This window comes from Delftia sp. S65 (assembly GCF_016516495.1).
Taxonomy (GTDB): Bacteria; Pseudomonadota; Gammaproteobacteria; order Burkholderiales; family Burkholderiaceae_C; genus Comamonas; species Comamonas acidovorans.
The window spans coordinates 336,210-349,523 of record NZ_JACVUR010000002.1 but is presented as its reverse complement, the minus strand read 5'-3'; the positions used below and the strand labels follow the sequence as shown (position 1 = coordinate 349,523).

Below are 13,314 nucleotides of genomic sequence, written 5' to 3'. Positions count from 1 at the left end.
TGGCCGCAGCTATTGATCACACCTAGCATGGAGTCTCATCACGAGAAAAGCCCCGAGGAAAGCCCCATGACCCGCATCCGCCAGACCCTGCACCACCACCGTCACACGCTGATGAAAACCGCCAGCTACTACGTCATCCACGTCACGGTGGCGGCGGCCGTGGCCTATGCCGTGACCCGCAACCTCTGGGCTGCGCTGACGCTCAGCCTGCTGGAGCCCACCGTCCAGGCCGTGGCCTTCTTCTTCCATGAAAAGCTCTGGGAACGGGGCCTGCGCCGCCGTGCCGATGCCGCCGCCGCGATGGCGCCGCCCACGGCCGCAGCCTGAGCCTGCCGGGAACACGGAGATGAACATGCCCATGCCCATGCCGACACCCATGCAGCCCCTTGGCGCAGACTCATTCGGGAAATGGCTGGCCGAGACCCTGGCCAGGATGGTCGATGGCGGCACGGGCTGAAACCCGGCCCTGCCGTGGCGGCAAGAGAGGTGGACATGGCGGCGCATGGTGGCAAGAACCCGGGAAATGCGAAATCGTTGGTATCAAGGCGCTGCTCGTACGGCCCAGGGCCGACACGGAATCCATGCATGCATGTCGGCGCAATCGGGGCGGACTGAAGCCCTGGCCCCGGCCACAATGCCAAACATTGTCAAGCGCATACGCTGCAAAAACCTGAGCACAAGCTGTGCAAAAACCTGTGCACATCCTGATATCAAACCTGTGAATTTCCTCTTTCCAAGGCTGTGATGAACCCGTTCATCCATGGTGCACGGACAGCAGGGCGTCAATGAACACCCGGGCCGCACGCCCAGGGGCCACGGCATTGCGCCAGACCGCGAAGAAATCACACAGATAGAAAAAGCGGTGCGGTGCCACGGCCTGCAGCAGGCCCTGGTCCTGCATGGCCTGTGCATAGTGATCGGGCAGAAAGCCCAGGTAGCGGCCCGATCGCACCAGCATGGCAATGGCCTCCTGGTCAAAACCGGTGGCCTGGCGCTGCAGGCCGGCCTGGTGGCTGAGCGCCATGTTGGGCGACTGGTAGCCCAGGCCTGCGAAGGCATGCGCGCCCAGGCTGCTCCAGTCCAGCGCGCCATGGTCGGCGCCATGCAGCGGATGGCCGGGAGCGCAATACAGCTGCATGCGCTCGCCAAACAGCCGGGCGCTGTCCAGCGCGCCCGAACTGGGTGCCGATGGCAGCACGCCCACCTGCCAGCGCCCCTCCATCAGCCCACGCTCGATGGCCTGGATGGAGGCCACATGCAGGCGCAGATGCAGCTGCGGCGCCTGGTCGTGCAAAACGCCGATCGCCTCGGGAATGCGCGACTGCGGATTGCCCACGGTCTTGTCGAACAGCGCCACGTCCAGCGTGCCGGCCAGCCGGCCATGGATGTCGTCCACCTGGCCCAGGAAGCCTTCCACGCCACCGAGCAGTTGCAAGGTGGCCTCATAGATGCGGTGGCCTTCGGGCGTGAGCGCGAAGCCCGCGCGCCCGCGCCGGCACAGCGTCAGGCCCAGGCGCTCCTCCAAGTCCTTCATATGGCGGCTCAGCGTGGAGCTGCCGATGTTCAGCTCCAGCTCGGCAGCCGACATGCCGCCGCACTCGACCACGGCCTTGAACACGCGCAGCAGGCGCAGGTCCATGTCGCCCAGCTGGCCCAGCGCGGCGCGCGCGCGCCCGTCCCGCGCCGGGCGGCCTGGGGTGCTGTCCATCGAAAAATCCGCCATCGCCCTTCGCCTCCCGGTGCCCGCCTGAACCGGCCACCACTACAGGGGAGCCACTATAGGCGAGCACCAGGGCGGCATCGGCCATGGATTCCCACAATGCGCGCTCTCCGGGCCCGGACCGGCAAGCCCCTGCTCACTTGCAGGAATCCGCAAGTGAACCTCGATATCACGCACTTCGAGAAATCAAAAGGCACGATCACAATGGGCCGGTTCCTTTATTTCTTTCCCGGCCCGAGGAGATCACCATGACCCTGGTTCCCACCGAACAAGGCGCTGCAGCCGCCACGCGCACCGATGCCGCCTGGCTTGACGCCCACTGGATGCCCTTCACCGGCAACCGCGAGTTCAAGGCGCGCCCGCGCATGATCACCAGCGCCCAGGGCGCCTACTACACCGATGCCGACGGCCGCAAGATCTTCGACGGCCTGTCGGGCCTGTGGTGCTCGGGCCTGGGCCATGGCCGCCGCGAGATCGCCGAAGCCATCGGCCGCGCGGCCCAGCAGCTGGACTATGCGCCGGCCTTCCAGTTCGGCCACCCGGCCTCGTTCGCGCTGGCCAACAAGATCAAGGAGCTGACGCCTGCAGGCCTGGACCATGTGTTCTTCACGGGCTCGGGCTCGGAGGCGGCCGACACGGCGCTGAAGATGGCACGCGCCTACTGGCGCGCCAAGGGCCAGGGCAGCAAGACCCGGCTGATCGGGCGCGAGAAGGGCTACCACGGCGTGAACTTCGGCGGCATCTCCGTCGGCGGCATGGTGGGCAACCGCAAGACCTTCGGCCAGGGCGTGGAGGCCGACCACCTGCCGCACACGCAGCCGGCGCTGGGGTCCTTCCACAAAGGCATGCCCGCCACCGATGGCCGCGCGCTGGCCGACCGGCTGCTGGACCTGATCGCCCTGCATGACGCCAGCAACATCGCGGCCGTCATCGTCGAGCCCTTCTCGGGCTCGGCCGGCGTGGTGATTCCGCCGGCCGGCTATCTGCAGCGCCTGCGCGAGATCTGCACGCAGAACAACATCCTGCTGATCTTCGACGAGGTCATCACGGGCTTTGGCCGCTGCGGCGCCATGACGGGGGCGGAGGCCTTCGGCGTCACGCCCGACATCATGAACATCGCCAAGCAGGTGACCAATGGCGCCCAGCCCCTGGGCGCCGTGGTGGCCAGCAAGGAGATCTACGACACCTTCATGGCAGCGGGCGGCCCCGAGTACATGCTGGAGTTCCCGCACGGCTACACCTACTCGGCCCACCCCATTGCCTGCGCAGCAGGCGTGGCCGCGCTGGACCTGCTGCAGCGCGAGGACGGCCCGGGCCGCGTGCGCGCGCTGGCCCCGTTCTTCGAGCAGGCCGTGCACAGCCTCAAGGGAGCAAAGCATGTGGCCGACATCCGCAACTTCGGCCTGGCTGCGGGCTTCACCATCGAGTCGCTGCCCGGCGAGCCGGCCCGCCGTCCCTACGAGATCGCCATGAAGTGCTGGGACAAGGGCTTTTACGTGCGCTACGGCGGCGACACCATCCAGATCGCGCCACCCTTCATCAGCGAGAAGGCCGAGATCGAGCGGCTGGTCAGCGCCCTGGGCGATGCCCTGACCGAAACGAACTGAGCATCTCCGGCACATGAGAAAAGCCCCTGGGCCGTGAGGCCGCAGGGGCTTTTTACATGGCAATGGCAAGGCTGCGAAATCAGTCCAGCGTGATGCCCGCGTTCTTGATCACATCGCGCCACTTGTCCACTTCCACGCGCAGGAACTGGGCCGAGGCATCGGGCTTGAGGCCCGAGGGCAGCACGCCCATGGCGTCCAGCTTTTCCTTGACCTCGGGCGCGGGCAGGGCCTTGGCGATCTCGGCGTAGAGCCTGTCCACGATGGGCTTGGGCGTGCCTGCGGGCACGGCCGCGAGGAACCAGGCATCGGCCGTGAAGTCCTTGAGGCCGGCCTCGGACATGGTGGGCACGTCGGGCATGGACTGCAGGCGTTCGTTGTGGGCCACGGCCAGGGCACGCACCTTGCCGGCCTTGAGCTGCGCGGCAATCGTCACGGCCGTGAGAAAGCCGAAGTCGGTCTCACCGGCGGCCAGCGACACCACGGAAGGCGCACTGCCCTTGTAGGGCACATGGCCGATCTTGACCTTGGCCTGCATGGCATACAGCTCGGCGCCCAGGTGGTTGGGGCCGCCCGTGCCCGACGAGGGGTAGTTGAGCTTGCCGGGCTGGGCCTGGGCCGCCGCCGTCAGCTCCTTGAGCGAGTGGAACGGGCTTTGCGCGCCCACGGTGAGCACCAGCGGGCTGCGTGCCACCAGGCTGATGGGCGCGAAGTCGCGCAGCGGGTCATAGGGCAGCTTGGTGTACAGGCCCTTGGCCATGGCCATGCAGCCCACATCGCCCAGCACCACGGTGTAGCCGTCGGCCGGCGCCTTGGCCACCAGGTCGCAGCCGATGGTGCCGTTGGCGCCGGGCTTGTTGTCCACCACCACCGTGGTGTGCATGCTCTCGCCCATCTTTTGCGCCAGCAGGCGGCCCAGGATGTCGGTGGAGCCGCCAGGCGCAAAGGGCACGACCAGGCGAATGGTCTTGGACGGATAGCTGCCTGCGCCCTGGGCATGGGCGAGGGGCGCCGCCAGCGTGGCCGCCAGCGCCAGGCCGCCGGCCAGGGCGCGCCACAGGGCAGGGGTACGGGAAGATGCGAAAGGGGTTTGTCTCATGCTGTTGTCTCGTGAGGGGGTGGAATGCGTGAAGGCCGAGCGCGCGGCAGCATACCAGCAGCGGGCGGCGCGAAACGCGTGGCCTGGGCCGGCAATGACCGGCGCGGGACAGTTCAGGAGGCCGCGCGCTTGCGTGCGGCGGCGGGACGCGCCGACAGTGGCTTGGCGGGCGCCTTCGGAGCCGCCTTTGCGGTGGTCTTCGCGACGGCTTTTGCGGCGGTCTTTGCGGCCGGCCTTGCCGTTGTTGTTGGCGCTGCTTTTGCTGCCGGTTTCGGTGCCTTTTTTGGTGCAGTCCTCGGCACTGCCATCGCAGGCTTTTCCACCGGCTGCACGGCGCGTTGCGGACGCGGGCTGCGCAGGCTGTCGGCATCCAGGATGAGCCGCCCCTGGATGCGGCCCTTCATGCGCTTGACGCTGCTGGCTGCATCCCGCATGTGCTGCTGCATCAGCGCATGCACCTTCACGGCATCGCGTTCGCGTGCGGCCTGCACGATGTCGCGGTGGATCCGGGCATTGGCCTCGCCAAAGCGCCGGTGCTCGGACTGGGGCGTGCGGTTGGCGAAGACGATGAGCTGGCGAATCATCTCGTTGATGAGCTCGCAGGTGAAGCGCAGGAAGGGGTTGGGATTGGCCGCTGCAAGGATGTCGTGGAAGTTCACGTCCTCGCGCCGCTGGCTCACCAGGTCCTCGCTGCTTTGCGTGGGGTCGCAGCAGGCGATGCTGTGCTCCAGCGCGTCGAAATCCGCCTCGGTCAGATGGGGCACGGCGCCTGCCGCCAGCTCGGGCTCCAGCATCTGGCGCACCGTGTAGATGTCGTCGATGGTCACCTCCTGGAAGAACAGGTAGTTCTGCATGAACTGCAGCGTGCGGTCCAGCGGCACCTCGACGACCGTGCCACCGCCCGAAGGGCCGGTGGAGATGGTGATCAGCCCCTGCACTTCCAGCGATTTGAGGGCCTCGCGGATCGTGCCCTTGCTGACCTGGAACTGTGCCTGCAGCTCGCTTTCGCGCGGCAGGCGGTCGCCAGGGCTGAGGTTCTTTTCGGTGATCAGGCGCTTGATCTCCTGGGCCACGAGATCCGGGCGCTTGAGCTGCCGGATTGCCAGGGAGGGCGACTTGGGTGTATCCATTGTTGTGTTCTCCGGAAGGGCACCGGATCGTGTCCGCGCCCAGTCTGCATGCGGGTTTGGTGCAGTATGCACCGCCATGGCGCGTGGCCGTGCCCGCCTAGGGTTAGCACGCGCCATATTTCTTCTATTTATCACTATAAATATGAATCAAGGAGCCTGCACGCACCCATTTCGACTGGCATGCAACTTGCTCTGAAAAGCGTACCCGGGCCGCCGCGCCTTCAGTTCCCATCACGGAGATCCCATGCAACGTCGTCACCTCCTGCAACTCTCGGCACTGGGCGCATTGCCCGCATCGCTGGGCCTGGGCCGCAGCGTCTGGGCGCAGTCCAAGGACAGCATCCAGTTCGCCTGCCCCGTGCCCATGTCGGGCGCCTTCGCGGCCAACGGAAAGTATGCGGACCTGGGCATGAAGCTGGCCATCGAGCAATACGGCAAGGCGCTGGGCCGGCCGCTGGCCTACACCGTGCTGGACACCGAGGGCAAGCCCGCCACGGCCGTGCGCAAGCTGCAGGAGTCTTCGCAGCAGCAGGGCACGCGCTTCTTCGCAGGCGGCATCCTGTCGTCGGAGGCGCTGGCCATGGGCAAGGAGGCCGAGAAGACCGGCGGCATCTTCATCACCACCGCAGGCGCCGACGAGATCACGGGCAAGGACTGCAACAGCGCCACCTTCCGCTGGTCGGCACCCACCTTCGGCGCCATCGAGCAGACCGTGCGCCCGCTGGTCGAATCCCTGCCCAAGGCCAAGCGCTGGTACACCATCACGCCGCAGTACGTGTTCGGCGACGGCCTGCTGACGGCGGCCAAGAACATCTTCAAGGAAAAGGGCATCGAGCATGTGGGCAACAGCTACCACTCGCTGACCGAAAAGGAGTTCAGCGGCTACCTGACCAATGCCGTGGCCGCCAAGCCCGACGTGCTGCTGCTGCTGAACTTCGGCGCCCAGTCCTCGGACACGCTGCGCCAGGCCATCAGCTTCGGCATGAACAAGAACATGACCATCCTGATCGCCTGGGCCTCGGGGCTGGAGCAGTTCGAATCGCTGGGCGCCGACCTGTGCGACGGCGTGTACTTCGGCGCCCAGTACTGGCACACGGTGGACACGCCGCTCAACCGCGATCTGGTGCAGCGCTGCAACGACAAGTTCAAGGCCAATCCCAACTACAGCCTGGCCGGCCACTACATCTGCACCAAGCTGATGATCGACGCCATCATCAAGGCCGGCACGGCCGACCCCAAGGCCGTGGTCGCCGCGCTGGAAGGCATGAAGTACCAGGGCCTGACGGGCGAGGAAGAAGTGCGCAAGGCCGACCACCAGGTGCTCAAGAGCTACTACCTGCTCAAGGGCAAGGCCAAGTCCAAGATGAAGAACAAGGACGACTACGTGGATGTGGTCAGCTCCGGCAAGTCCTTCCTGCCCATCGATCAGACCGGCTGCAAATTGGCTTGAAAGCCCCCTGAGCGGCTACGCCGCTTCCCCCTCTCGCGTCGCGGGGGGGACGGCACCCTCGCGGCGGGGCGGCCCTTGCTCGGTGCCCCTCGCCTGGGCCTCGCCAGTTTCATGGCGAACCGCGCATCAAGGCCGCCACGGCGCCTCCTTCGTCCATCGTTTCGGACCCTGTATGAGCATCTATCTGCTTCAGACCATCAACGGGATCGGCATAGGCATGCTGTATTTCCTGTTGGCCGTGGGCCTGTCCATCGTTTTCGGCCTGCTGCGTTTCGTGAATTTCGCGCACGGTGCCTTCTACCTGCTGGGCGCCTATTTCTGCTACCAGATGACGCGCTGGGGCATGAGTTTCTGGCTGTCCCTGGTCGTGGTGCCGCTGGCCGTGGGCGCGCTGGGCTGGCTGGTGGAAAAGCTCATGCTGCGCCATGTGTATGCCAAGGCGCATGAGTTCCACATCATCGTCACCGTGGGCCTGGCCCTGGTGGTGCAGGAGCTGGTGATCGTGCAATGGGGCCCGCTGGGCGACAGCGTGGCCGTGCCCGATCTGCTGCAGGGCGTGGTGATGTGGGGCAGCTTCGTCTATCCCAAGTACCGGCTGTTCGTGATCGGCTTCACGGCCGTGCTGGCCGTGCTGCTGTGGTGGCTGCTGGAGGGCACGCGGCTGGGCAGTGCGGTGCGCGCGGGCAGCGAATCGACCGAGATGGTGTCCCTGCTGGGCGTGAACGTGCTGCGCATCTTCAGCCTGGTGTTCGCGCTGGGCGCGGCCACGGCGGCGCTGGCCGGCGTGCTGGCTGCGCCCATACGCGGCGCCGAGCCCTTCATGGGTGTGGAGGCGCTGGGCGTGGCCTTCGTGATCGTGGTCGTGGGCGGGCTGGGCAGCTTCGGCGGCGCCCTGGTCGGCGGCCTGCTGATCGGCATCGTGCAAAGCGTGATGAGCACGCTGTGGCCCGAGGGCGCGCGCCTGATGATCTACGTGGCCATGGCCGCGGTGCTGCTGCTGCGACCCCATGGCCTTCTGGGCCGCAAAGGATGAAGACCATGACCAGGCATTCCCATCTCCTTCTCGCGCTGGCCATCGTGGTGGCCATGCCGCTGTGCATGCAGTCGGGCTCGCTGGCCAGCGAAGTGCTGATCTTCGGCCTTGCGGCCATGGGCTGCAATCTGCTGCTGGGCTACACGGGGCTGCTGTCCTTCGGGCAGGGCATTTTCTTCGGCCTGGGCAGCTACACCATCGCCCTGCTGCTGACGCGCTGGCCCCTGCCCATGCCGCTGGCCCTGCTGGCCGCCACGGCCATGGGCGCCGTGGGCGCGGCCATCGTCGGCTGGGTGGCCATACGCCAGCGCGGCACCTACTTCGTGATGCTCACCCTGGCGTTTGCGCAGATGTTCTATTTTCTGGCCTACTCGGCCACGGACATCACCGGCGGCGACAACGGCCTGCTCGATGTGCCCCGCCCCGCCCTCGCGGTGGCCGGCCAGACGCTGTGGCCGCTGGCCACGCCCTGGCAGTACTACGGCTTTGTGGCCGTGCTCTTTCTGGTGGTGTTCTGGCTGCTGCGCCGCGTCTGCGACTCCATGTTCGGCCGCACCCTGCTGGCCGTGCGTGACAACGAGGAACGCGCCGCCGCCGTGGGCTACGACCTGAGGCTGCTGAAGCTGCAGGCCTTCGTGATCTCGGGCGCGGTCACGGGCCTGGCCGGCGCGCTGCACGCCATGATGACGGGCATCGCCCCGCTGTCCAACGCCGAGTACCACACCAGCGAAATGATCCTGGTGATGACCGTGATCGGCGGCACGGGCAACCTGCTGGCCTCGGTGCTGGGCGCGGCCTTCTATGTGCTGCTGGGCGACTGGCTGTCCACCCTGTGGCCGCGCTGGCTGCTGCTGCTGGGCGTGGTGCTGATGATCGTGAGCCTGGGCCTGCAGCGCGGCCTGTGGGGCCTGGGCGAGAGCCTGTGGGCCCTGGTGCGACGCAAAGGGCCGGCGGATGCCGAGGCGGCCGCTGCAGAAACCAAAGGAGGCCAGGCATGAGCGCCGCAGCATCTCCCATCCTGCTCGAGGCCGTGGGCGTCGAGAAGCGCTATGACAAGTTCGTCGCCCTGGGCGGCGTGGACCTCAAGGTCCGCGCCCACACCGTGCACTCGGTGATCGGCCCCAACGGCGCGGGCAAGACCACGCTGTTCCACATGCTCACGGGCACCAAGAGCGTGAGCGGCGGGCGCATCGTCTTCGACGGCCACGACGTGACGCGCGAGCCCGACCACCGCCGCGTGCGCCGTGGCATGGCACGGTCCTTTCAGGTCACCAGCCTGTTCCTGACCCTGCCCGTGCGCGAGAACCTGCGCCTGGCCGCGCAGGGCGTGGCCCCCGCCAGGGCCCTGGACTGCTGGAACGCGCCCGTGGGCGCGCGCTCCATGGCCGACACCGTGGCCAGCGTGCTGTCGCGCCTGGGCCTGGAGCGCCACGCGGACACGCCGGCCGGCAACCTCTCGCACGGCCAGCAGCGGCGGCTGGAGGTGGGCATGGCCCTGGCCGCACGGCCCAAGGCCATCTTCCTGGACGAGCCGACCTCGGGCATGGGCATCGACGACCTGGACGAGATGAAGCGCCTGATCCAGGGCCTCAGGGACGAGCACACCGTGGTGCTCATCGAGCACAACATGAACATCGTCATGGACATCTCCGACACCATCACCGTCATGCAGCAAGGCCGCGTGCTGGCCGAAGGACTGCCCCACGAGATCCGCGCCGACGAGCGCGTGCGCAGCGCCTATCTGGGCAACATGATCACGGGAGGAAAGGCATGAGCGGTCCCCTGCTTTCGGTCGAGGGCATACACGCCCACTACGGCAAGAGCCATGTGCTGCAGGGCGTGTCGCTGCAGGTGCAGGACGGCGAGCTGGTCACGCTGCTGGGCCGCAACGGCGCGGGCAAGACCACCACGCTCAAGTCCATCGCGGGGGTGATGCAGCCCTCGCAGGGGCAGATCCGCTTCGGCGGTGAACCCGTGCACCGGCTGGCCACACACCAGGTGGCCCAGCGCGGCATCTGCCTGGTGCCAGAGCACCGCGGCATCTTCAAGCTGCTCACGGTGGAGGAGAACCTGCTGCTGGGCCAGCGCAAACGCTCCCCCTGGCAGCTGGCCGACATCTACCGCATCTTCCCGCGCCTCAAGGAGCGGCGCGGCAACGGCGGCGGGCAGCTGTCGGGCGGCGAGCAGCAGATGCTGGCCATAGGCCGCGCCCTGATGAACGCGCCGCGCCTGCTCATGCTGGACGAGCCCGTCGAGGGCCTGGCGCCCGTGATCGTGGAGGAGATCGTGGCCCAGCTCAAGACCATCAAGGCCGCTGGCGTGGCGATCTTGCTGGTGGAGCAGAACCTGGAGGTCTGCACCCAGCTGGCCGACCGCCACTACATCATCGAACAGGGTGCGATTGCGCACGAGGCAGGCAATGCCGCTTTCCTGGCCGATGACGCCATCAAGGACCGGTATCTCGGTGTAGGGATCGCCTGATCCACCGCTTTTCGCATTCCCAGGAGTCATTCATGGATCTCAGTACCCCTCTTGCAGCCACCGCCGTTGCGGCCGGGCTGCGCACCGACGGCGCCCGCCTGTGGCAATCGCTGATGGACCTGGCGCGCATAGGCGCCACACCCAAGGGCGGCGTGTGCCGCCTGGCGCTGACGGACCTGGACCGCCAGGGGCGCGATCTCTTCGTGCAGTGGGCGCGCGAGGCCGGCTGCAGCATCCGCGTCGATGCCATCGGCAACATCTTCGCGCGGCGCGCGGGCCTGGATGATGCGCTGCCGCCCGTGATGACGGGCAGCCACATCGACACCCAGCCCACGGGCGGCAAGTTCGACGGCAACTACGGCGTGCTGGCCGGGCTGGAGGTGCTGCGCACGCTCAACGACGGCGGCGTGCGCACGCGTGCCCCGATGGAGGTGGCCGTGTGGACCAACGAGGAAGGCTCGCGCTTCGTGCCCGTGATGATGGGCTCGGGCGTGTTCGTCAATGCCTTCACGCTGGAGCATGCGCTGGCCCAGCGCGATGCCCAGGGCGTGAGCGTGGACGAGGCGCTGCGCGCCATCGGCTATGCCGGGCCGGCCGGCCCGGCGCCTGCGGTGGGCGCGTATTTCGAAGCCCATATCGAGCAGGGCCCGGTGCTGGAAAACCATGAACGCGTGATCGGCGTGGTCAGCGCCGCGCTGGGCCAGCGCTGGTACGACGTCAGCGTGCAGGGCATGGAGGCCCATGCCGGCCCCACACCCATGGAGCTGCGCCACGACGCACTGCTGGCCGCCAGCTGCATCGTGGCCGAGGTCAACCGCATCGCCCTGGACCGCCTGCCGCATGCGCGCGGCACCGTGGGATCGCTGGAGGTGTTTCCCAACTCGCGCAACGTGATCCCGGGCGGCGTCAAGCTCAGCGTGGACCTGCGCGCGCCGGACGACGGCCAGTTGCTGGACATGGATGCCGCACTGCGCGCGGCCTGCGAGCGCATTGCCGCCGCGCGTGGCGTGACCATTGGCGTGGAGCAGGTCGTCTACTTCCCGCCCCAGCCCTTCACGCCGCACCTGGTGGAGGCCGTGCGCACCAATGCCGCCGACCTGGGCTACAGCGCCATGGACGTGGTCAGCGGCGCGGGCCACGATGCCGTCTACCTGGCCCGCGTGGCGCCTGCCGCCATGATCTTCGTGCCCTGCGCCGACGGCATCAGCCACAACGAGATCGAGGACGCCGAGCCCGCCCACCTGGAGGCCGGCTGCAACGTGCTGCTGCGCGCCATGCTGGCGGCCGCGGGCGTGGTGCAGGCAGCGGACGGCGGGGTGCCGGCATGAAGATCCTGATTGCCCGGCTCAACCACGAGACCAATACCTTCTCACCCGTGCCCACGCCCATCGAGGCGTTTGCGCCCACCTATGGCGAGGCCGCCTATTCGGCCAACAAGGGCATGCGCACGGCCATGGCCGCCTTCATCGACCTGGCCGAGGCGGCGGGCGCCACCCTGGTCACGCCCGTGTCGGCCACCTCCAATCCCAGCGGCCCCGTGCATGCGGCCGCCTACGACGAACTCACGCACCGCATCGTGGCGGCCGCGCCGGGCTGCGATGCCATCTTGCTGGACCTGCACGGCGCCATGGTGGCCGAGAACAGCGCCGACGGCGAAGGCGACCTGCTCGAACGCGTGCGCGCCGCCGCGCCCGGCGTGCCCGTTGGCGTGGCGCTGGACCTGCACGGCAACATCACCGAAAAAATGGTGGGCAATGCCGATGTGATGGTCGGCTTCAAGACCTATCCGCACATCGACATGTACGAGACCGGCGAGCACGCGGGCCGCCTGCTGCTGGACATGCTGGCCGGCCGCGCGCGCTACGCCGTGTGCTGGCACCGCCTGCCCCTGATGAGCCACACGCTGCGCAGCACCACGCTGGACGGTCCCATGCTGGACGCCGTGAACGCAGCGCGCGCCCTGGAAGCGGAGGGCCTGCCCGCGGTCTCGGTGTTCGGCGGCTTCTCGCTGGCCGACATCGCCGCGCCCTGCGTGAGCGTGGTCGCCACCTGTCGCACCGAGGAGCGCGCGGCCACCCAGGCGAGCGTGGACGCGCTGGCCGCCCGGATCTGGCAGCGGCGCGCCGACTTCATCTACCGCAGCGAGCCGCTGGCCGATTCGCTGCGCCGCGCCCAAACCCTGGCCGAAGGCGCCGACCGCCCCGTGCTGCTGCTCGACCACGGCGACAACTGCATGTCCGGCGGCACCTGCGACACCATGGACGTGCTGCAGACCGCGCTGGAGCTGGGCCTGTCAGGCATTGCCGTAGGCCCGCTGTGCGACCCCGAAGCGGTTGCCTCGCTCACGGCGGCGGGCGAAGGCGCCGAGGTGGAGATCGCGCTGGGCAACAAGGTATCGCTCGAAGGCATAGGCCTGCACAAGCAGCCGCTGCGGCTGCGCGGCACGGTGCGTGCCGTCAGCGACGGCGCCTACACGGTCAGCGGCCCCATCTACACGGGCCAGCGCTGCCACATGGGCCGCACGGTCTGCCTGGACACGGGCGCAGCGCAGATCGTGATCACCGAGCAGACGCACGAGCCCTGGGACCTGGGCGTGTTCCACTGCGTGCGCATCGACCCGACGCGCTTTCGCTTCGTGCTGCTCAAGTCGCGCATGTACTGCCGGCCCGTCTTCGTGCCGCTGTCGGCCGGCCTGGTCGAATGCGACAGCCCCGGCGTGACCACCTCGGACTATTCGCGCTTTCCGTTCGCCCGGGTCAGCCGCCCGGTGTTTCCGCTGGACGCCATCTGATGGATG

12 protein-coding genes are annotated in these 13,314 nt (G+C 67.9%); 9 read left to right on the top strand and 3 right to left on the bottom strand.

Annotation, left to right across the window (positions count from 1 at the left end):
- Positions 1–66 precede the first annotated feature (66 nt).
- Positions 67–327, top strand: coding sequence for a DUF2061 domain-containing protein (locus IAE24_RS03530; protein ID WP_013804781.1), 261 nt, complete (start codon positions 67–69; stop codon positions 325–327).
- Between the two features lie 427 nt (positions 328–754).
- On the opposite strand, the gene IAE24_RS03525 is transcribed toward IAE24_RS03530, so the two are convergent.
- Positions 755–1,723, bottom strand: a complete 969-nt coding sequence (locus IAE24_RS03525; protein ID WP_071953990.1) for a LysR family transcriptional regulator — start codon at positions 1,721–1,723, stop codon at positions 755–757.
- Between the two features lie 245 nt (positions 1,724–1,968).
- Here IAE24_RS03525 and IAE24_RS03520 point away from each other — a divergent pair, with 245 nt between their 5' ends.
- Positions 1,969–3,327, top strand: coding sequence for an aspartate aminotransferase family protein (locus IAE24_RS03520; protein WP_199958570.1), 1,359 nt, complete (start codon positions 1,969–1,971; stop codon positions 3,325–3,327).
- Between the two features lie 79 nt (positions 3,328–3,406).
- Here the strand turns inward: IAE24_RS03520 and IAE24_RS03515 are convergent, their stop codons facing one another.
- Both IAE24_RS03515 and IAE24_RS03510 read right to left on the bottom strand, forming a co-directional pair.
- Positions 3,407–4,423, bottom strand: coding sequence for a Bug family tripartite tricarboxylate transporter substrate binding protein (locus tag IAE24_RS03515; protein WP_013804784.1), 1,017 nt, complete (start codon positions 4,421–4,423; stop codon positions 3,407–3,409).
- A gap of 113 nt (positions 4,424–4,536) precedes the next feature.
- Positions 4,537–5,553, bottom strand: coding sequence for a FadR/GntR family transcriptional regulator (locus IAE24_RS03510; protein ID WP_013804785.1), 1,017 nt, complete (start codon positions 5,551–5,553; stop codon positions 4,537–4,539).
- Positions 5,554–5,797: 244 nt separating this feature from the next.
- Between IAE24_RS03510 and IAE24_RS03505 the strand changes: the two genes are divergently transcribed.
- From IAE24_RS03505 to IAE24_RS03475, 7 genes are all read left to right on the top strand, one after another.
- Positions 5,798–7,003, top strand: coding sequence for an ABC transporter substrate-binding protein (locus IAE24_RS03505; protein ID WP_063328574.1), 1,206 nt, complete (start codon positions 5,798–5,800; stop codon positions 7,001–7,003).
- Between the two features lie 172 nt (positions 7,004–7,175).
- Positions 7,176–8,036 (top strand): branched-chain amino acid ABC transporter permease, encoded by an 861-nt coding sequence (locus tag IAE24_RS03500; RefSeq protein ID WP_012207821.1) that lies wholly within the window; start codon positions 7,176–7,178, stop codon positions 8,034–8,036.
- 5 nt (positions 8,037–8,041) lie between these two features.
- A complete protein-coding gene (locus IAE24_RS03495; protein WP_170962116.1) occupies positions 8,042–9,034 on the top strand; it encodes a branched-chain amino acid ABC transporter permease in 993 nt (330 codons plus the stop codon).
- Entirely contained in the window at positions 9,031–9,810 is a 780-nt protein-coding gene (locus IAE24_RS03490; RefSeq protein ID WP_043820693.1) for an ABC transporter ATP-binding protein, read from the top strand. The genes IAE24_RS03495 and IAE24_RS03490 overlap by 4 nt, the downstream gene beginning before the upstream one ends.
- Positions 9,807–10,517 carry an ABC transporter ATP-binding protein gene (locus IAE24_RS03485; protein WP_013804788.1) on the top strand — a complete coding sequence of 237 codons (711 nt, stop codon included), beginning with the start codon at positions 9,807–9,809 and terminating at the stop codon, positions 10,515–10,517. The genes IAE24_RS03490 and IAE24_RS03485 overlap by 4 nt, the downstream gene beginning before the upstream one ends.
- 32 nt (positions 10,518–10,549) lie before the next feature.
- A complete protein-coding gene (locus IAE24_RS03480) occupies positions 10,550–11,845 on the top strand; it encodes a Zn-dependent hydrolase (protein ID WP_043820692.1) in 1,296 nt (431 codons plus the stop codon).
- Positions 11,842–13,308, top strand: a complete 1,467-nt coding sequence (locus IAE24_RS03475) for a M81 family metallopeptidase (protein ID WP_199958571.1) — start codon at positions 11,842–11,844, stop codon at positions 13,306–13,308. Before IAE24_RS03480 ends, IAE24_RS03475 begins: the two co-directional genes overlap by 4 nt.
- Positions 13,309–13,314 lie beyond the last annotated feature (6 nt).

Excerpts from the sequence above, each read along its gene's own strand:
- IAE24_RS03505 (WP_063328574.1), top strand. The coding sequence starts at position 5,798 with ATGCAACGTCGTCACCTCCTGCAACTCTCGGCACTGGGCGCATTGCCC.
- IAE24_RS03515 (WP_013804784.1), bottom strand. The coding sequence starts at position 4,423 with ATGAGACAAACCCCTTTCGCATCTTCCCGTACCCCTGCCCTGTGGCGC.
- IAE24_RS03475 (WP_199958571.1), top strand. The coding sequence starts at position 11,842 with ATGAAGATCCTGATTGCCCGGCTCAACCACGAGACCAATACCTTCTCA.
- IAE24_RS03510 (WP_013804785.1), bottom strand. The coding sequence starts at position 5,553 with ATGGATACACCCAAGTCGCCCTCCCTGGCAATCCGGCAGCTCAAGCGC.
- IAE24_RS03480 (WP_043820692.1), top strand. The coding sequence starts at position 10,550 with ATGGATCTCAGTACCCCTCTTGCAGCCACCGCCGTTGCGGCCGGGCTG.
- IAE24_RS03520 (WP_199958570.1), top strand. The coding sequence starts at position 1,969 with ATGACCCTGGTTCCCACCGAACAAGGCGCTGCAGCCGCCACGCGCACC.
- IAE24_RS03485 (WP_013804788.1), top strand. The coding sequence starts at position 9,807 with ATGAGCGGTCCCCTGCTTTCGGTCGAGGGCATACACGCCCACTACGGC.
- IAE24_RS03495 (WP_170962116.1), top strand. The coding sequence starts at position 8,042 with ATGACCAGGCATTCCCATCTCCTTCTCGCGCTGGCCATCGTGGTGGCC.
- IAE24_RS03525 (WP_071953990.1), bottom strand. The coding sequence starts at position 1,723 with ATGGCGGATTTTTCGATGGACAGCACCCCAGGCCGCCCGGCGCGGGAC.
- IAE24_RS03490 (WP_043820693.1), top strand. The coding sequence starts at position 9,031 with ATGAGCGCCGCAGCATCTCCCATCCTGCTCGAGGCCGTGGGCGTCGAG.
- IAE24_RS03500 (WP_012207821.1), top strand. The coding sequence starts at position 7,176 with ATGAGCATCTATCTGCTTCAGACCATCAACGGGATCGGCATAGGCATG.
- IAE24_RS03530 (WP_013804781.1), top strand. The coding sequence starts at position 67 with ATGACCCGCATCCGCCAGACCCTGCACCACCACCGTCACACGCTGATG.